The organism is Ruegeria sp. SCSIO 43209, assembly GCF_019904295.1.
In the GTDB taxonomy this organism is placed as follows: Bacteria; Pseudomonadota; Alphaproteobacteria; order Rhodobacterales; family Rhodobacteraceae; genus Ruegeria.
The window spans coordinates 25,440-43,077 of record NZ_CP065360.1 but is presented as its reverse complement, the minus strand read 5'-3'; the positions used below and the strand labels follow the sequence as shown (position 1 = coordinate 43,077).

Here is a 17,638-nt window from a genome sequence, read left to right as displayed (position 1 = left end):
TACAGCAGACAACATGATTTCCTGAACGTCGCGCATGTCCTAGTGAATGGCTTGGTGCAAAACTGAAGAGCGTGATTGTGAATGCCTGCTTCGGGCTGCCAACTGACGCTGAAGCCAAGGGCGTAGAGCGTCAGTAAAGAGCCCTGAGCGAACTTTGTATTCAGGCAGTTGGAGTAAAAGGCCGCATCATCTATCGTCGAACGCATGTCGGACAAGGGACAACATTTGCAACGAAGGTTGGCGGCGATACTAGCCGCGGATGTCGTTGGGTATTCGGCGCTTATGCATAAAGATGAGCAAGCCACAATTCTCATGCTTGATCACCTGGAAAGCGACATCGTCACCCCAACGATTGCAGGCCAGTCAGGTCGTGTCGTGAAGAGCATGGGCGACGGTTGGTTGGTGCAATTTGACAGCGCGGCGCAAGCTGTAACCGCAGCAATGCAGCTACAAGAGCAGTTGACTGAACACTCGTTAATCAGCATGCGCATCGGTGTACATGTGGGTGACATCACAGAAAAAGGTGACGACATACTGGGTGACGGCGTAAACATCGCCGCCCGACTTGAGAGCATTGCGCCGTCGGGTGGCATCGCTATCTCTGAACCCGTACACTTGAACCTTGAACACGCTCTGGCAGATGCTTTCAAAGCAGTTGGGAAAAAGAAGCTCAAGAACATCCAACGCAGCCTGGATGTGTGGATTCATGATGGACCGCAACTTGGCGCATCGCATAGCTCACCTTCTTTCACAGAGACGAGCTTGCCAAAGCTATCCATCCATCCTGTCACGTGCAGCGACGAACGCACTGAGCTAAAGGAAATGGCCGCTGCTCTCACTTCAGATTTCGGTTCTTATTTTCAAACGATCAACTGGTTAAACGCAGCGATATCCTCCGCGGAGCCTTCAGAGGGATATGCACTTCGTGGCGTGCTGCGTGGACGCGGCGACCGATTGCGCCTGGAAGCCCGCTTAAATGACTCTTCTGGTTCCGAAATCTGGACTCAAAAATTCGACGGTTTGGTCGATGCTATCTTTGATTGGCAAGACGAGGTTGTAGAAAAGCTGTTGGATGCCGTTAGCGGGATTTTGATCCAGTCGCTGACCGCAAAGCTCTCTGCTTTACCTGAAGACGAGCTGACTGCCGAACAGTGCGTCTTGATGGGCATGATCACATGGTCGGAGGCCAGCATTGACAGCTATAAAGAGACGTTGTCTTACCACGCTAGGGCCATCGAAGCCAAACCAACCCTCGCTGCCGCCTATGCCGAAGCTATTTGGACAATGAATGGTGCGAGAACCTATGATCTTCGATGCGAACTGTCATCCTACTACGAGAAGCTGCCAAACTGGATCGAGGCCGGGCGACAGATGGCGGGTCAAAGCCCAACGCTTGATCTGAGTGTCGCCGTGGCTGACTACAACGTAGACAGGGATGCGGATCGACTTTCCGTGGCGCTTGAGCAAATCCGGCAAAGAGCGCCATTAGATGCCCGCCTGCATTTGTTTATGGGTTGGGGATACAACTGGGCCGGGTTTCCTGAAACGGCATTGGGCTGTTTTCAGACAGCGCTTCGGTTGGGCCGATATGGGGCTGTATTCGTTGGTGCTTCCGGAGGTGCCGCCACCTCTTGCGTAATGCTTGGGCGAGACCGTGATGCTATCGCCTACGCAGAGGCAGGTTTGCGCTTCTCAAAAAACTATGCCGCACTTCACAGCACGAGGGCTGCTGCTCACGCAATGCTTGGGGAACCTGAAGAAGCGTCTGCTGCTTTGACGCAAATGCTGCAAATGGAACCTGGTGAAACGATCTCAAAGTGGCGTAGCAACGTGGACTACGGAGGCTCTGAAGGCGCTGAACGTTACTTTGAGGCGCTTCGCCGGGCAGGGTTGCCAGATTAGCGGTGCCGGAACCAAGTTGCGCTAGCAAAACCGGCAGCTTGATCTCGCATCTAAGAAACTGCAAAGCTCCGATTTGAAGGGCCGCTATGGGCTGCTCGCGGCCGTTGCTGCCCGAAAATGAACGGTGCGTTTGTTGCGCACCTCGAACATTGCAGAACTTGGATCTGAATGCCCGCAGTGGGTCGACAGCAGTTCTCGACCTGTTGGATGAAAGATCCGGGATGGTACTCCAAACCACTCTCTGGAGCTTTGGCTTTTGTTTCTACTTTTTTATGCTAGCGCGGTGCATATGATAGTGCGATTCTTCGCCACCAGTGCAGTGCTTCGGTGAGCATGTCTCTCAGCCGAAGCTTAGTCTTTATCAAATCAGGTCAGGTCTTCGACACGCGCGTCTGGCGCATTTCGTTTTACGGACTCAATTCCATTATCCCGAGCGGTTGCACTGGTGTAGCTCTCGCTGGTGCCGATCACCTGCCCGTTGCTGGCTTTGAGGTTATACATGTACCCGCCTGACTTCGTCTCCTTACGCTCGTACCGGTCGTCATTTGGCGCATTTGTCTTCACTGACTCGATACCTTTCTCGGCACTTGCTTTCTGTACATAACCTTCGCTGGCCAAAATAATCTCGCCATTTCCGGCTTTGAGCCGAAACCGGAACTCTCCTGCCTTGTCTTCAAAGATTTCAAATTTTCCAGCCATGTGACTTACCTCTTTATGGTTGAACCAAAATTCGACACGACGTTGCTATGTTCACCGATTGGTCACAAGGCAAAAATATAAAAAACTAAATCATCCAGCTGATGAGTTGGCGTACTGAGTCCATCGTCTCAAACTAGTTGCTTAGAAAAGACAAGCAAAGAGCGCTCGTTTTCGTCAATCCGATTTGATCCAGCCCCTTTATGTCCTCATCAATTGCAGATCACTTTTTCGCATCTTCGCTGCAAAAGAGATCGTGCAGGACCTCAACAATCGCCAACACTCGTTCATCCGCAATCCTGTAATAGATGCTTTTCCCGTCGCGCCTTGACTCAACCAGACCAGCGAGGCGCAAACGCGACAATTGTTGGGACGCTGCTGCCTGCCGCATGGAGAAGGTGGTTTCGATTTCGCTGACGGATTTCTCACCGCCAAGAAGCAGGCACAAGATCTGCAACCGGCCGTCATGCGCCATGGCCTTTAAGAAGTCGGTCGCTTCAAGCGCGTTTTTGCTGAGATCGGGTTTCAAGTGGTGCTCCCAAATGAACAATATACCCTGATATCACGAACTCTGGCCCCTATCCGCACTTCATAATGTGTGTGATCGACATGATTCTACAGAAGAATGGGCGGCAAGTGTACATTGACGGGATTATCTGGACAGTTGGTAACCTGAACTGAGTCAACATCCGGACCATCTTCTTGGTCAGACCGCACGATAGATCTTTGGCGAAGCAAGTGCTGTGTTTCGACAACTTCCTTTGATCCCTGTTCAATGTTTTACAATAGTTTGCCCCCTTTTTTCCATTCGGATCAGAGAGTCTGACCGGTAGATCGCGATGGATGTCGCCAACTACATCGAACTCAGATTCTCGCTACGCATCAATCAGGTAGGCCAACCCTTTCGAGATCTCCGACGAACTTGTCGAGATCAGAGGTCTCGACGTTTTCGAATGCCAATCTCATTCGGGCCTTTGTCATCCGGGGGCGGATCGAACTGCCTAACTCTATAATCCGCCGGGCTTCATCTTCACGCGATTTTCGTGCCAGAATTGCCGCCAAAATATAGTGGCCGAACGGTTCAACCGACCTGCCTTCCATAGCAGCCCTTGCACATGCTTCAGCCTGGTCCAACTCATCTTCCAGAAGGTAGAGACAAAAAGCTTTGGCGAGCAACTTAACCTTGTAATACGGCCCGGCTGTACCAAATCGCATCGCTGTCTCGATGCTCTGAAGAGCAAGTTTGGGCTGACCGTTCGCGAGCCGCACGATCCCCACTACCAATTGCGCGTTGGCCGAGCTTGGGTTGAGTTTGACCGCAAGTTCGGCCTCGGCATTCGCGGCATCGTGCTTCTTCAGTACCGAGTAAATCCTCGCAAGGCTGGCATGTGCAAAACTGCCTTGATCATCCAGGGCCACTGCGCGTTCAGCATGACGCAAGGCGCGCTCCTTGGTTGCTTTCCGGTCCTCCACCTGAAGAAAGAGAAGTTTCCGCAAAAGCGTGTTCACCATAACCGCATGCGCTAGTGAGTAGTCTGGAGTTAAATCTATTGTTCGGGACAGTATGTTGCCTGCTGTCTCGGTATCTTCGCTCGTGAACTTGTAAAGATGCCAAAGCGCTTTCTGCACCCGATCCCATACACTCACCTCACCTCGTTTCAGCCGCGCTTGTTCGCGCATGTCAAATCTCAGTTCCCAATCAATATGTCCGACGACCGCCGAAGCGATTTCCTGCTGTAACGAAAACACATCCTCGATATTCCGGACCAGCCGGTCAGCCCAAAGATCATGCCCGGTGGATGTGTCCACCAAATGCGCGTTGATGCGAACACGTTCGTCGTCATAAAGTACGCTGCCTTCAACCAAGTAGTCAGCTCCGGCGCGCTGCGCGACCTCCTCTCCTGTCAGGGCTGATTGTGTGAGGAACTTCGTGGAAGTCGGGGAGACCACCGCCAGCCAGTCCACTTTGGCTAGCTCGGTAATGAGTTCCTGGTTGATACCCGATACGAAAGCGTCAACGCCACTTTGCGAATTCAGATTTTCGAGAGGCAACACCGCGATCACCGGTTTCTGCGGAGCCGGAAGTTGGGTCATCATACGGCGGCGCAGCCGATCTTTCTCCAGTGGCGGTTCAGTCTTGGGTGAAGTGGCATCGGGATCGACAGGAGGATCCGACTTGGGGTGCGCGGAGGCGTCAAACCCAAAAACTGGTCCGTTTTTGGGCCAGTCGACATTGTTGAGCGTGAAATAATCCTTGAGATTGTGGGCTGCGTACAGAAAAGCGTGGCTTCGCAAACTTAGGTCAATACTCTTTTGTGCGAAGTTCAGACCTGCGGCCACTCGTGCCAATAGGTATTGGCTCTCCATAAAGCTTAGGCGATGGCTCTCGTGCCGTTCGACCCAATTCATGGCCTCGGTTCTCAGGGTTCTGACAAATTCGGCAATTCCAACGTCATCTTGCCAAAGCCCCAACGTGTGGTGTTTTGGATGAAACAGCCCCAGATCGTCAAGAATGGCATCCCATTGTGCCGGTGGGCAATTTCCGCGCCGTGCCAAAAGGTACGCCAGCTCGAAATATGCGTGATCATAAAACAGGAACTGCTTGGCCTGATACATGGCGAGGTCAATCAGATAATAATCCGGTTCGCTCTGCTGGTGCGAACGAACCAAAACGTTTTGGCCGTGAAGGTCGCCATGCAGGCGACCTTCCGCAGCACGAATGTTCAATCGACTTGGGAGATCACGGTTACGCGCGAATGCCAGCGGGTTCGGGTACCAATGACCCTCATAAGAAAAGCACGGTTCCAGGGGATCGTGATTGCATGACTCGGACAAAAAATGGTGTAGACGCCCCTCTTTGGGATCCAATCGGTATCCGAGCCAACTAGAAAGCAAATCCTGCGGCGCATGCATTCCCTGCGCGATCTGGTAATCCGCATTCCAGTCTTCAAACAGGCTTCTTGCAAGCCTTTGAAGCACATCCAGTGCCAGTTCGTACCCGCAAGCGTTCCAAGGAACAGAATACTCCAATCCTCTGGCAACCACAGTCGAGAGAATAGCAATTTTGCCTTCGTGCTCCACCGATCCAACAATGCGGGCAAGATGCTTCGACGCGAACTCCGGGGCCGCTTCGAATGCTTCACGATGCAGTTGGACCTCGGTTTTTTCGTTCCACTGTGGATCCGGGCATTTGTCCAGCTTGAGAATAGCCTGCCCGTTGAGGACATCACTCGAAATATCAACAATATATACAAGAGCACCTGACTTGCCCGCGCTTAACTGTCGGTGAAAATAAATCTCACCCGAAATTTTCCAACGAGAAGTTACCAGAGGCAAAAATTCGCTGTACTCTTCTGGCCATTTGAGGTCATTGGTAACAGTCATCAATCACACTTTGCAAAATAGCGTCCCACCCGGTCCAGTTCCGAATGCAGACCGCAGTGGCTGCAATAATACACCATCCAAAAATTGCGCCAAGCCGCAGTGATGCCGGGTAGTCAGCCCCAACACCTGCCAATTCGTGCAGTACTTCCTTTACACCGGTCGACGGCTTCGTGAGCGTCGTCGACGAGGGGTAGACGTGTGAAGCAAAGGTATTAGAAATGGAAAACTGTCTTGTCAGACTGATTGTCGTCTGTGGCGGATTGCGCAGTAGAGCAAGATACTTCAATTCCAAATGCGCTAACTAAATCGATGCTGAACCCATGGCCTTCGGCAACACCTGCATCAATGGGGCGGATGGTCCGCATGGCTTGGTCGAAGGTGCAGCCGCGTTGCAATCAGCACTCCACCGATAATCAGCACACCACCAACGCCTTGATAGAGTTGAAGGTGCATGCCCCTTAGAGTCACGGCTTCGATCGCAACGAATATCGGCACAAGATATGCAAACAAGGAAGCCGTCGACGCACCAACTTCACTTGTGCCAAAATTTAGCAAGTGGAGGTAAATGGCACCCATTCCAACTCCAATGAACAGGATTGAGCCCCAGACCTTCCAAGAATAGGCGAATGGGCGAGAAGTACCTGCTTCAACGAACAAAGCAAACGGCAGCAAAACCGCGATGCCAATGACGAAAATCACGAACAAGCCCTCATCGGGCTTAGGTTTCATATTCCATCTCTTAAGAAGCACTAAGTAGAGCCCACGGCAGGCGTTTGAGGCAATCATCAGCAGGAAGGCGAGATGCGGGTCGAAATTGACTAGATTTTCCAAATCACCGCGAAATGCAAAAATCAGCGCTCCTATCAGTGCAATTGCGACACCCAGATATTGGACAGGTCGCAACCGTTCGTTAAGCAGCAGTGTAGAAAACAGAATCGTCAGCAAAGGTACACTGGTATATCCGGCGCCAAGATCTATCAGGTCATTTGATCGGAGTGCTGCATAGACAAACCAGGGCGTTGCCACCACGCCTATGCAGGAAAGGACTGTGATACGGAGCCAACTGCCCTGGAAATGCTGGAACGGATTGGTCCGTCCCCTCAAAACAAGTGGCAATACAAATACTGCTGCAATCAAGCAACGCCAAAAAGTCAGTACAACCGGATGAACCTCATTGACCGCCAAATTTCCGAACAAAAAGTTCCCGGCACTGATCAGCATTGCAAGCAACAAAGCCCCGTAGGCCAGCGCAGGTCGATTCACCTTCATGATTGCATCAGAGCATGGCTGGCATTTCAAACAAAGCGTCAATTGATGTGGCGCTTATGCAGACAAATCGGACGTAACGCTGTATTTGTGAGTAAGGGACATCTCTTAGGAGAGTAGTTATTTACGATGAACATTTTTCAGCGAACGGATTGGGCCTCAGACGAAGGCTGGAACGGAAAACTCGAAGGGCAAAACGCTGCTACAGGCATTTCGTTTCTTTTTAATGAAGTGAAAGAATCCGGCAAAGGACCGCCATTGCACAAGCACCCATATGATGAAGTTTATCTGGTGCGTCAGGGGCAAGCCCGAGTTGTTGTTGGAGACGAAGAGGCAATTGTAAACGAAGGCGATATTTTGGTAATTCCAGCTAATACCCCGCATAAGGTTTTGACTTCAGGAACAGGGCCCTTTGAGATCATTAGCGTCCATGTGTCTGCCAAGTTTACGATGGATATCCTTGAATGAGTCTATCCCTTTCCCAAAGTGTGGACTGAAGGGCTCGGAGCCGTCGTAGGAGCGAACGCAGCGTTTTGAGCCTGTGAATCGCACACAGATGCGGACGGCCCAAACCTGCCGTTCACTTACCTTGCAGGTGTCGTACTGCACCCGTCATTCCTAACATTCGCTGCAACCACACATTCTGGACGAGTATAAGGTCACACTTTGATCCCAAAGGGTCGATCCGGTTTGAAGGTTGGATTCCCTTAGTTCGAGTTCTCAGGTAATAGGTATTGATGGATATAGTCGTCATTACGACCATCATCACTTCGCTTTTTGTTGTAATCGGCGTGGCGGAGCCACTGGCTGCTCGGTTGCGCTTGCCTTTCAGCGTTATTCTCGCTGTCCTGGGGGTGGTGATCGGACTTGGCGCGACCTTTTTTCTCAACACTGACCTGACGGATGCGCTTAACCCTGGGGCGCAAGCGATCATTGATCTGCCGATCCGATCCAACGTATTCCTTTATGTTTTTCTACCAACGTTGCTCTTTCAGGCCACACTCGGAATGAACCTTCGCAGGATGCTGGATGACTGGATGCCCATCATGATGATGGCCGTTGTGGCAGTGATTGTGGCTACACTTTCTATTGGCTACGCGCTCAGTTGGGTAAGTACGTTGCCACTGGCCGCTTGCTTGTTGATTGGTGCTATTGTGTCGACGACTGATCCGTCGGCGGTTGTCAACATTTTTCGATCCATCTCCGCACCACGCAGGCTTTCGCGAATAATCGAGGGCGAAAGCCTTCTTAACGATGCTGCAGCGATTGCTCTTTTCGGGCTATTCATGAGCTTTGTCATGCTCGGAAGACCCGATCCCTTACTCAGTGAGGCCATGGGGCAATTTCCGCTGTTGATCTTGGGCGGAGTACTCACCGGTTGGCTCATGGCGCGCATGGCGGTTTGGCTGATGGCTTTCGTAGACCTTTGGGTAATGGCGCAGATTTCAGTTTCCGTTGCGCTACCGTATCTCTCCTATATCGTTGCTGAACAAAGTATCGGTGCTTCGGGCGTCATCGCTGTTGTGGCGGCAGGCCTTACTCTCAATCTGACAGGCCCCGGTCGATTGTCCCCGTTCGCTTGGACCAACCTGCAAGAAGTATGGGATCTTCTAGCCCATTGGGCAGGAGCGCTGATCTTCATTCTTGCCGCGTTGCTGATACCACGGTTGCTGGAAGGGGTTCGGCCTTCTGATTTCGTCTTGCTGGTCGTCGTGGTTCTTGCCGCAACACTCGCGCGAGCCGCGGTTTTGTACGGTTTGTTGCCCTTGCTCACGACAATCGGTCTGTCGCCAGCTGTGGAACGCCCCTATCGCACCGCGATGCTGTGGGGTGGGCTGCGGGGTGCTGTAACTCTTGCGCTGGCGCTGGCCGTCACAGAAAGCACGCATATCCCGCTCGAGACCAAGCGACTGGTCGGCATACTGGCCACAGGCTTTACGCTGTTTACACTGATTGTTCAGGGAACAACCTTGCGCTCGGTGATCACAAAACTGGGGCTCGACAAGCTCTCTCCGCTTGATACGGCACTGTCACGCCAAGTGATCGCGGTTGCCTTGCAATCGGTTCGCGAGGACATGTCCCGTACCGCAGAAAACTACGATTTGACCCACGATATCGTCAGAAACGAAGCCAAACAATTTAGCGAACGCCTCGACGAGGCTGTGAAGGCCGCCGAAGACAACGCGCAGATCCTTGATCGTGACCGGATCACGCTGGGCCTTATTGCGCTGGCCGGTGCAGAGCGGGATTCCGTGTTGGCCCGACTGCGAGAGCGCACCATGTCATCGGTTCTGAGTGAGAAGATCCTGTCCGACGCTGATCGGTTGATTGAAGGCGCACGAACCGGAGGTCGGATCGGCTATCAGCGCGCGGCAAATCGATCCGTCGTTTACGGCAGATCTTTTCGGATCGCCGTGTTTCTGCACAACCGGCTTCAAATCTCGTTCCCACTCACTCGCATTACAACGGATCGGTTTGAAAGATTGCTCATGCAACGCCTGATCCTGCGGGATCTCGATGGGTTCGTCCGTGGCCGCATACGCCGAATCCACGGCCGCCGGGTTGCGGAATTGCTTGATGATCTGTTGGCGCGTCGATCCGAGGCGGTTGAGACAGCGCTTGACGGCTTGCGGCTACAGTACCCCGGCTACGCCGAAAAGCTTGAGCGGCGGTTCATCCGGCGAACGGCACTGCGACTGGAAGAGCGTGAATACGCGGTCATGCGCGAGGACGGCCTGGTGGGCGAAGAGCTCTATTCGGTATTGATGCAGGAAGTTGCGACCCGACGCGCTTTGTCTGAAGGGCGTCCGGTTCTGGACATAGCCCTCAAAGGACGCGATCTGGTCCGGCAGTTCCCGCTGTTCTCTGATCTCGACAAAGCTTCATTGAGGAAACTCAGCAGAGCGCTGCGTACCCGTTATGCCAACGCGGGTGACACCATCATTGCCCAAGATGAATTCGCCCGGAGCGTATTCTTCATTGCTTCCGGGGCAGTCGAGGTGGAGCTCGGCAGACATACTTCGCGGTTGGGTCGTGGCGAAATGTTTGGGCAATTGGCCATGCTCTTAAAACGGCCCCGTCGCGTAAATGTTCGGGCGTTGGCACCTTCGACATTGCTTGAGCTCGACGAAGCGCGATTCCGGCGGCTACTCCGGCGAAGCGAAGCCATGCGGAATTCTGTCAAGATGAGCGCAACAAACCGCATGATTGACCCTGCGGTGTTGGACCTGGATCAGCGTGCAGGGCCTTCTGAACAAAGTTAATTGTCTTGAAAGATCATCCATTGGAAAGGAGTCGCGGAAACAACGGTGTTGTCTCATGTGCACCAGTCGGGTTCTGTTTTGTCGATGGTCTACTCCTATCAAAGGCTTGCTCACTCAAAAAACCGTCACTGCTATCAACATCCCGGACAATCGCCCCAGTTTCCTGACTCCAAATCTAAGAGCATCAGCCACAAAGTGCGACTTTATGAGAAGGATGGGTACGCGATCTGTGACAGGTTCGGCCCAATCCAGCCGTTCAAGAATATCCGACTCTGCACTACAGCATTCCCCGAAGAAGACATTGCCGGACTGCCCCGCACTTTGGGTGTTCTTGGTCGGTCCAGGTTTAATGTTAGAGTATCATCGGCCCTTGTCCCTAAAGCGGACCTGCATCCAAATCCCAATAGGGTGCGTCGTGCCCGATGCGTTCCACGACGAAATCCAAAAACGCGCGAACTTTCGCTGGCATGTGCTTTCGTTCAGGGAAGACTGCGTACAGCGCCTGTTCAGGCAGGCGATACTCGGGCAGCACCCTGACCAGACGGCCACTGGTCAAGTGGGCTCCGGCAATAAAGGTCGGCAGGCGGCCGATACCAAGACCGTCAAGCAGCACGGTGCACAGGGCTTCACTGTTGTTCACGCGCAGAACACCAGATGTCTGAACGCGCATGTCACCCGCGGGCCCGGCTAAGCGCCATTCCGAAGGGTCGCGCGAATAGGCGTAGTGAAGGCAGGAATGCGCCAGAAGATCCTCAGGTGTTTCTGGCGTTCCGGACTGCGCAAGATAGTCCGGCGCAGCGACAATCACGCTGTGGATCGGGGCGAGTTTGCGTGCGATCAGGGCCGAGTTCGGCAACGTTCCGGCGCGTAAGGCCACGTCGATGCCCCCTTCGACGAGATCGACAAATTTGTCATCCATCGTCAGGTCAATTCTGATCCCCGGATATTGCCTGAGGAATGCAGCAATCATAGGCGCAACATGCAGTTGTCCAAAGGACATGGGTGTACTGAGCCTTAGTAATCCAACCGGTTGCCCCTGCAACGCCGCAACTGCGTCTTCGGCGTCCTGCGCTGCGTCAAGCGCCTGCGCCGCGTGGGCCAGATAGATTTCGCCCGCCTCGGTAAGGGAAATGGACCGTGTCGACCGATGAAAGAGCTGCGTTCCCAGATGGGCCTCCAGCACGCCGATCCGCTTGCTGACCGCTGATTTTGTAAGACCCAGATGCCGGGCGGCGGCTGCGAAACCGCCATGGTCCGCCACGGCCACAAACACAGGGATAGCGCCAATTTCAGTCATGTTTTGCGATCCTTTGGGCGAATTATTCTCACCTATAAGTTTCAAATTCACACGATTATCATCAAATAGAAAGCCTAATAGGTATCTGCATGTCCTGTTAACGCCGGAGGCTGCCATGCCCAAGATGCTTATCAACGGAGTTCTGCGTGACAGACCGCTCGCCTCGGACGGTCGTTTTCACCGCCTGCAAAGCCCATTCACGAGCCACATCAGCGTGCAACCAGGCGCCCCGTTTCCGAACACGCCCGGCCGATACCACCTTTACCTGTCCAAAGCCTGCCCCTGGTGTCATGGCGTCGATCTGATTCTAACTTTGAAAGGCTTACGCAATGCGTTCAGCATCACATGGATGGACCCGGTCATGTCGGAAAACGGCTGGGTCATCGACCAGACGCTGTTCAACGATCAAAGCGGTGTAGAACGCACCCGCTTCCTTTACGAAGTCTATCAGCACGCCAAGCCGGATTACACGGGTCCGATCAGCGTGCCTGTGCTACTGGACACGGATACAGGCCGGATCGTCAGCACCGAATCGGCCGAGATCATGCGCATGCTTCAGACGGCGTTTCCCGATACCGCGGGACCCGATCTTCGCCCGTCCCATCTTTGCGACGAAATCGACCGGATCGCCGAACAAATTCAGTCACCGATCCGCGAAGGCGTCTATCGCGCCGGGTTTGCAACCAGCCAGATCGCGTATGGCGAGGCCGTAACGGCGCTCTTTGCCTGCCTCGACGCGATTGAAGAAACGCTTGGCCAACGCCGGTTCCTAGCCGGAGACGTGCTGACAGAGGTTGACCTGAAGCTGTTTCCGACACTTCTGCGGTTTGACCCGGTCTATGTGACCCACTTCAAGACCGACTACAAACGCATCAGCGACTATGTTGCCCTGTCCCGCTATCTGGCCGACATCATGCGGTTGCCGGGCGTGGCTGACACTGTGGACATGGCCCATATCCGTCAGCACTACTTCCTCAGCCATCGGCACATCAACCCCAGCGGAATTATCCCGATCGGCCCGGCTTCTCTGCGCTTAACCGATGTGCCGGAAATGGGGGCCGCGTGATGCCTGATATTGTCAGAAGATCCCCTGTATCCGCGCTGATCATGGCCATCGGTGTCCTGGTGGGGGTCAGTTTCACTTTGTCCAAATTCGTCTCGATGGCAGGAATATCAGCTCTGACCGCTTTGTTCTGGCAGGTTTTGCTGGCCAGCATCGCGCTGTTGGCGTTGTGTTTGCTGTCGCAGAAGCGCGTGGCGCTCAACGCGTGGCACATTCCCTATTATGTCGGCGCCGGAGTTTTCGGTGTCAGCGGCCCCGCTGTGATCGGGTTTCTGGTGCTGGAGCATGTGAGCCTTGGGTTCTATTCCGCCCTCGTCACGCTGTCACCGCTGTTTACCTTTGCGATAACGGCACTGATCGCGCGCAGGATGCTGCCGTTGCACCGCTTGGTTGGTATTCTGATCGGCCTTGCCGGGGTCAGCCTTGCCACCATGGGTGGGTTTGACCTGTCGGGAGTCGAGCCGGCGTGGATTGCCCTGTCGCTTTTGGGGCCCTTGTTTCTGGCCTACGGCAATGTCTTTCGCAGCTATGCCTACCCGCCCGGCGGCGATCCGTTGGGGCTGGCGACCGGAACGCTTCTGTCACAGCTGTTGCTGATTTCCGCCCTGATACTGGGACGCGGCACCACAATCAGCGACGTCTCGGTGCCCCCTGCCCTGCTTGGCGCAATCTTCGGCATCGGATCCATCACTGCGCTCAGCTATGCGCTGACCTTCGAAGTACAGCGGCGCACGGATGGCGTTGGGTTCGCCCAGGTCGGCTATTTTGCCACGCTTTCCGGCATCGCAATCGGGGCAATTGTCTTTCGGGAACCTCTTGGCCTTGGGCTGCTGGGGTCCCTCGCAATCCTGTTCCTTGGGCTAGCCGTCACCAACGGTCACCTGAAACTCCCGCCGGTCCTGCACCGACGGTCACAGGCCAACCAGACTTAGACCCACCGATAACTTTCAAACAGAAAAGGAAACCAAAACATGCAAATCACTGCCCCCACCACAGCGGCCCACGCGCCCCGGATCGCATCCCTTTACACCGCTGTTGACGCGCTGGACGAAGCCGGCGTTGTCGAGCATGTCACCGAAGACGTGCAGTTCCAGCTTGGCAATTTCGAACAGATTGACGGGCGCACAGCCGTGCAAGCCGCGAACGCAGGGTTCTTTGCCACGATCCAGGGTATGCAACATACCATCACCGGCATCTGGTCCAGCGGCGATACTGCGTTCTGCGACGGCACCGTTCACTATACGCGCAAGGACCAAAGCACGCACGACGTGCGCTTTGCTGCACGGTTCAACTTTCGCGAGGACAGGATCGCGGATTACCGGGTGTATGTGGATATCTCCGGTCTTTGATGCCTTTGGCCAGGGCTGCGCGCGTTGCCTGCCGCTCTGGCCGACACGGGCAGAAACGGCCATAATTGCGATCCAGCTTCGGAAGAGGGTTCGATGACCGATCGCAGCATTCTGGAACAGCTCATGACGATGTCCGACGACGTCTGGGACCGGCACACCAACCCGTGGAGCGGCTGGAGCCGCCTGAGCATCCCGCCCCTGTTCGTTCTGGCCGTCTGGAGCCGGGTTTGGCTGGGCTGGTGGTGCCTTGTTCCGGTCGTTGTTGTTGTATTCTGGACATGGTGGAACCCCCGCGCCTTCCGCAAAACGGGCAATCCGGAAAACTGGATGTCCAAAGGTGTACTTGGGGAACGGATCTGGCTTGCGCGCGCGAAATCGCCGATCCCTGCAAGGCACCGCCGGATGCCTCTTATTCTGGCCGCAGTCAGCGCGGTCGGAATCGGCCCCTTGGTCTGGGGGCTTTGGCAGCTTCAATTCTGGCCGACGCTTCTGGGGTTGCTGCTGGTTATGGGTGGGAAGCTGTGGTTTCTGGACCGCATGGTCTGGCTGTTTGAAGACACTCGGGCAGCAAGCACCTGGCAAGGAAAATAGCGGCGCTGTGAAAACGGAAAGCAGGAGCATCAGATGCCCCTGCCATTCCGGGTCTGCCAGGACACGCTTAAGCTTGTGGACCCCCATGCGCCGAGGGCCGCTGCGACAGCCCCAAAGACATCAGGGACACACCGGCGAAAATCAGGTTCAGGCCGGCAAGAACCCCCAGCAGAACAAGGGACGAGCCATTGACGATACTGGTCAGGATCAGGCCGCCAAGCAGGATGGCCATCGCGCCGGACGCAATCATCAGCGCCATGGGCCGCTCCTGACGCGACCGAATGGCAATTACGATCCGCAACACACCTTCGGCCAGAAAAACCGCGCCAAGCGCAAGGGTCAGTGCCAGAACGCCGCCGAACGGATCAAGCAACAGAACAAGCCCCGCAAGCGCGTTCAGAACACCGATGGCCAACAGCCAGAAGAACCCTTTCCACGCCTTTTCCGCAAATGCCTGAATCGCTGTGACGATGCCTCCGCCCAGCAGGGCCACGCCGACAAAGGCTTCGACAGCGAGCGTGGACATCAGCGGGAAGGCTACGGCGCACAGCCCTACACAGAGCATGGCGACGCCGAGCACAATCAGCCAGACCGGTCGAGGCTGCCAACCGGCGACCTCTTCCATGAGCGCGGGTTTCGGCACGGTTTCATTAACTGAATCAGTCATGTCGACCTCCAGGATCAGGGTCAGGCGACCGACTTGTCGAGATGATCGCGATAGGCGGCAACGGCGGCGTGCAAGGCTTCCCAATGGTTCTTCGCCTGATCATGCGCGTCCGTCACAGCGTCTTCGCCTTCTTTCTGGATGCGATCGGCAAGGTCAGTGACCTTGTCTTTTGCTTCCTGCAGATCGGATTGCAGCTTTGTCACCTGCTCCTGGGTCCACTTGTCGGTCGCGTCGCCCGCGTCCTTGACCTTCTGTTCGAACGATTTCAGCTCGTCCTCGACACGGGTATAGTCGTCTTTGGCTTTCTGTACGAATTCGGAAAATGTTGTCATGGTTCAGTCCTTTCATGGGTCATATGTTTGCTGGGCTCTTTTGAGCGCCATGGCCCAGACCCTCGCAGATCCACGGCCCGCATCCGAGTGAGTCACGGTTAAACCGTCGCGCTGTCTTGTGGCGCTGCTCGTCATCGGACAAAGTTGAGCGACGGAGGGAAACATGCTTGCCGAAGTAAGCTCTGCCATCGATCCAAGCGCTATTCAGGAACAGTTGAAGCGCGTCCTCGTCAGTCCGCATTTCGCGGATACCACGCGCCTGAACCGCTTTCTGTCGCATATTGTCGGCGAAGCGCTAGCGGGTCGGTCCGAGACGCTGAAAGGCTATGCAATCGGCATTGACGTTTTCGACAAGCCCGAGGATTTCGACCCCACCATCGACACGATCGTTCGGGTTCAGGCCAATAAAATGCGCAGCCGGCTGGATCTCTATTACGCTCAGGAAGGGCGCGAGGACCCGGTTCGAATACATATTCCCAAGGGGTCCTACGCCCCGGTTTTTGAGATCGCGTTTGACCCCGAACGCCGGACCGATGCCGAAACGCCCCCGGCGGCAACCGGACGGGTCGCGGTGGCCGTGATGCCCTTTGACAACTTGAGCGGAGACCCGTCGCAGGAATATCTGGCCGATGGGTTTACCGAGGAAATCATCTCGGCCATCGCCCGGTTTCGCGAGGTGAGCGTGCTGTCCCGGCACGTCACCTTTCGCTTTCGCGGCCGCGGCCGCGATCCGCGCGCGGTCGGAAGCGAACTCGACGTCCAATATCTGGTCGAAGGCAGCGTGCGACATTGGGACAACAAGCTGCGCGTCACCGCCCAGCTTATTGACGCGGAAACCGGCCAACAGGTTTCTGCGGACACTTATGACCGCGACCTGAGCGCGGACAGCCTATTTGAAATTCAGGACGATATCGCCGCCCGGATCGCCACGGAAATCGCGGAACCCCACGGAGTGATCCATCGAACAGGTGCAGTGCAGCGCAGGGCACAGACGCACACGCTGGATGCCTATCAGTGCAGGTTGCTGGCCACCGAATACTGGCGTGAACCCACGGTTAAAAAACACAAGAAGGTCCGCGACCTGCTGGAGCGCGCCGTTGAGATTGATCCCGAATATGCCGGCGCCTGGGGGATGCTCGCGATTGTCTACGGCGACGAACTGCGCGGCGGGTTCAATTTTCGCAAGTCCCCCCCGCCCTTTGATCGCGCGCTGGAGGCCGCACAGCGGTCGGTCGCTCTGGATCCGCTGAACGCAACCGGCCAGCACGCGTTGTTTTTGACCCATTTTCATCGTGGAGAGTTCGAAAGCTTTGAAGAAGCGGCCGCTAAAGCATTGCGGGCCAATCCGAATTATCCAGACATGTTGGCCGATCTGGCGGCCTGCTTTGCGTTGCGCGGCGATCTTGAACAGGCCGCGAGACTGAGCGCCCGCGCGATCGAGCTGAGCCCCAACCCGCCCGGCTGGTACCACGCAAGCACGTTCCTGATCTGTTTCATGAAAGATGACTACAGCGGCGCGCGTTCAGCGGCGCGCAAAGTCGGTGGTGGCATGTGGAATGGTTCTGAAGTGCTTGAGCTTATGTGCATCCCTTACACGGAACCGGACGCCGACCTGGATTCAACCCTGTTGGCCCTGAAGACCAACATTCCCGATGTTGACCGTTTTATCCAGACGCTCTACGCGATCTGGCATGTGCCATCTGACATCTCACAGAAAATGACTGAGGCGCTGCGCGCAACCGGGGCGCTGGACTGAGGTCCGGCCGTCAGGAATTTAACGGTGACTCACTCTGCCCGTTCGACCACTGTGCGTAGGCTGGTCCTGACA

Annotated in this window: 15 protein-coding genes; 8 read left to right on the top strand and 7 right to left on the bottom strand. The window is 55.1% G+C overall.

The window, feature by feature from the left end:
* Positions 1-204: 204 nt before the first annotated feature.
* Complete coding sequence (locus I5192_RS18365; RefSeq protein WP_223118378.1) at positions 205-1,902, top strand: adenylate/guanylate cyclase domain-containing protein; 1,698 nt, start codon at positions 205-207, stop codon at positions 1,900-1,902.
* A 366-nt stretch (positions 1,903-2,268) separates the two neighbouring features.
* Here I5192_RS18365 and I5192_RS18360 read toward each other — a convergent pair whose 3' ends face one another.
* The 4 genes from I5192_RS18360 to I5192_RS18345 all read right to left on the bottom strand — a co-directional run bounded on the left by I5192_RS18360 (position 2,269) and on the right by I5192_RS18345 (position 7,251).
* The gene (locus I5192_RS18360; RefSeq protein ID WP_223118377.1) at positions 2,269-2,601 is read right to left on the bottom strand and encodes a YegP family protein; all 333 of its coding nucleotides are present in this window, start codon (positions 2,599-2,601) and stop codon (positions 2,269-2,271) included.
* 220 nt (positions 2,602-2,821) lie between these two features.
* Positions 2,822-3,127 (bottom strand): ArsR/SmtB family transcription factor, encoded by a 306-nt coding sequence (locus I5192_RS18355; RefSeq protein WP_370644467.1) that lies wholly within the window; start codon positions 3,125-3,127, stop codon positions 2,822-2,824.
* Positions 3,128-3,480: 353 nt separating this feature from the next.
* Entirely contained in the window at positions 3,481-5,982 is a 2,502-nt protein-coding gene (locus tag I5192_RS18350; RefSeq protein WP_223118376.1) for a phosphotransferase, read from the bottom strand.
* A gap of 342 nt (positions 5,983-6,324) precedes the next feature.
* Positions 6,325-7,251 carry a DMT family transporter gene (locus I5192_RS18345; protein WP_170683967.1) on the bottom strand — a complete coding sequence of 309 codons (927 nt, stop codon included), beginning with the start codon at positions 7,249-7,251 and terminating at the stop codon, positions 6,325-6,327.
* A 126-nt stretch (positions 7,252-7,377) separates the two neighbouring features.
* Here I5192_RS18345 and I5192_RS18340 point away from each other — a divergent pair, with 126 nt between their 5' ends.
* Both I5192_RS18340 and I5192_RS18335 read left to right on the top strand, forming a co-directional pair.
* Entirely contained in the window at positions 7,378-7,716 is a 339-nt protein-coding gene (locus I5192_RS18340; protein WP_170683965.1) for a cupin domain-containing protein, read from the top strand.
* 269 nt (positions 7,717-7,985) lie between these two features.
* Positions 7,986-10,511, top strand: a complete 2,526-nt coding sequence (locus I5192_RS18335) for a cation:proton antiporter (RefSeq protein ID WP_170683963.1) — start codon at positions 7,986-7,988, stop codon at positions 10,509-10,511.
* 376 nt (positions 10,512-10,887) lie between these two features.
* On the opposite strand, the gene I5192_RS18330 is transcribed toward I5192_RS18335, so the two are convergent.
* Positions 10,888-11,808, bottom strand: a complete 921-nt coding sequence (locus I5192_RS18330) for a LysR family transcriptional regulator (protein WP_170511090.1) — start codon at positions 11,806-11,808, stop codon at positions 10,888-10,890.
* 115 nt (positions 11,809-11,923) lie between these two features.
* On the opposite strand from I5192_RS18330, the gene I5192_RS18325 reads away from it, so the two are divergent.
* The 4 genes from I5192_RS18325 (at position 11,924) to I5192_RS18310 (ending at position 14,811) form a co-directional block, all read left to right on the top strand.
* Positions 11,924-12,874 (top strand): glutathione S-transferase family protein, encoded by a 951-nt coding sequence (locus I5192_RS18325; protein ID WP_170683961.1) that lies wholly within the window; start codon positions 11,924-11,926, stop codon positions 12,872-12,874.
* Positions 12,874-13,803 carry a DMT family transporter gene (locus I5192_RS18320; RefSeq protein ID WP_170511096.1) on the top strand — a complete coding sequence of 310 codons (930 nt, stop codon included), beginning with the start codon at positions 12,874-12,876 and terminating at the stop codon, positions 13,801-13,803. Before I5192_RS18325 ends, I5192_RS18320 begins: the two co-directional genes overlap by 1 nt.
* A gap of 39 nt (positions 13,804-13,842) precedes the next feature.
* Positions 13,843-14,220, top strand: coding sequence for a nuclear transport factor 2 family protein (locus I5192_RS18315; protein WP_170511100.1), 378 nt, complete (start codon positions 13,843-13,845; stop codon positions 14,218-14,220).
* A gap of 93 nt (positions 14,221-14,313) precedes the next feature.
* On the top strand, positions 14,314-14,811 hold the full coding sequence (locus I5192_RS18310) for a DUF6653 family protein (RefSeq protein ID WP_170683958.1): 498 nt from the start codon (positions 14,314-14,316) through the stop codon (positions 14,809-14,811).
* 67 nt (positions 14,812-14,878) lie between these two features.
* Here the strand turns inward: I5192_RS18310 and I5192_RS18305 are convergent, their stop codons facing one another.
* Positions 14,879-15,478: an HdeD family acid-resistance protein gene (locus I5192_RS18305; RefSeq protein WP_223118375.1), complete on the bottom strand. Its 600-nt coding sequence runs from the start codon at positions 15,476-15,478 to the stop codon at positions 14,879-14,881.
* A 20-nt stretch (positions 15,479-15,498) separates the two neighbouring features.
* A complete protein-coding gene (locus I5192_RS18300) occupies positions 15,499-15,810 on the bottom strand; it encodes a hypothetical protein (protein ID WP_170451072.1) in 312 nt (103 codons plus the stop codon).
* Positions 15,811-15,973: 163 nt separating this feature from the next.
* Between I5192_RS18300 and I5192_RS18295 the strand changes: the two genes are divergently transcribed.
* Positions 15,974-17,566, top strand: a complete 1,593-nt coding sequence (locus I5192_RS18295; protein WP_170683955.1) for a hypothetical protein — start codon at positions 15,974-15,976, stop codon at positions 17,564-17,566.
* The last annotated feature ends 72 nt before the right edge of the window (positions 17,567-17,638 follow it).

Excerpts from the sequence above, each read along its gene's own strand:
- I5192_RS18365 (WP_223118378.1), top strand. The coding sequence starts at position 205 with ATGTCGGACAAGGGACAACATTTGCAACGAAGGTTGGCGGCGATACTA.
- I5192_RS18360 (WP_223118377.1), bottom strand. The coding sequence starts at position 2,601 with ATGGCTGGAAAATTTGAAATCTTTGAAGACAAGGCAGGAGAGTTCCGG.
- I5192_RS18350 (WP_223118376.1), bottom strand. The coding sequence starts at position 5,982 with ATGACTGTTACCAATGACCTCAAATGGCCAGAAGAGTACAGCGAATTT.
- I5192_RS18345 (WP_170683967.1), bottom strand. The coding sequence starts at position 7,251 with ATGAAGGTGAATCGACCTGCGCTGGCCTACGGGGCTTTGTTGCTTGCA.
- I5192_RS18340 (WP_170683965.1), top strand. The coding sequence starts at position 7,378 with ATGAACATTTTTCAGCGAACGGATTGGGCCTCAGACGAAGGCTGGAAC.
- I5192_RS18335 (WP_170683963.1), top strand. The coding sequence starts at position 7,986 with ATGGATATAGTCGTCATTACGACCATCATCACTTCGCTTTTTGTTGTA.
- I5192_RS18330 (WP_170511090.1), bottom strand. The coding sequence starts at position 11,808 with ATGACTGAAATTGGCGCTATCCCTGTGTTTGTGGCCGTGGCGGACCAT.
- I5192_RS18325 (WP_170683961.1), top strand. The coding sequence starts at position 11,924 with ATGCCCAAGATGCTTATCAACGGAGTTCTGCGTGACAGACCGCTCGCC.
- I5192_RS18320 (WP_170511096.1), top strand. The coding sequence starts at position 12,874 with ATGCCTGATATTGTCAGAAGATCCCCTGTATCCGCGCTGATCATGGCC.
- I5192_RS18315 (WP_170511100.1), top strand. The coding sequence starts at position 13,843 with ATGCAAATCACTGCCCCCACCACAGCGGCCCACGCGCCCCGGATCGCA.
- I5192_RS18310 (WP_170683958.1), top strand. The coding sequence starts at position 14,314 with ATGACCGATCGCAGCATTCTGGAACAGCTCATGACGATGTCCGACGAC.
- I5192_RS18305 (WP_223118375.1), bottom strand. The coding sequence starts at position 15,478 with ATGACTGATTCAGTTAATGAAACCGTGCCGAAACCCGCGCTCATGGAA.
- I5192_RS18300 (WP_170451072.1), bottom strand. The coding sequence starts at position 15,810 with ATGACAACATTTTCCGAATTCGTACAGAAAGCCAAAGACGACTATACC.
- I5192_RS18295 (WP_170683955.1), top strand. The coding sequence starts at position 15,974 with ATGCTTGCCGAAGTAAGCTCTGCCATCGATCCAAGCGCTATTCAGGAA.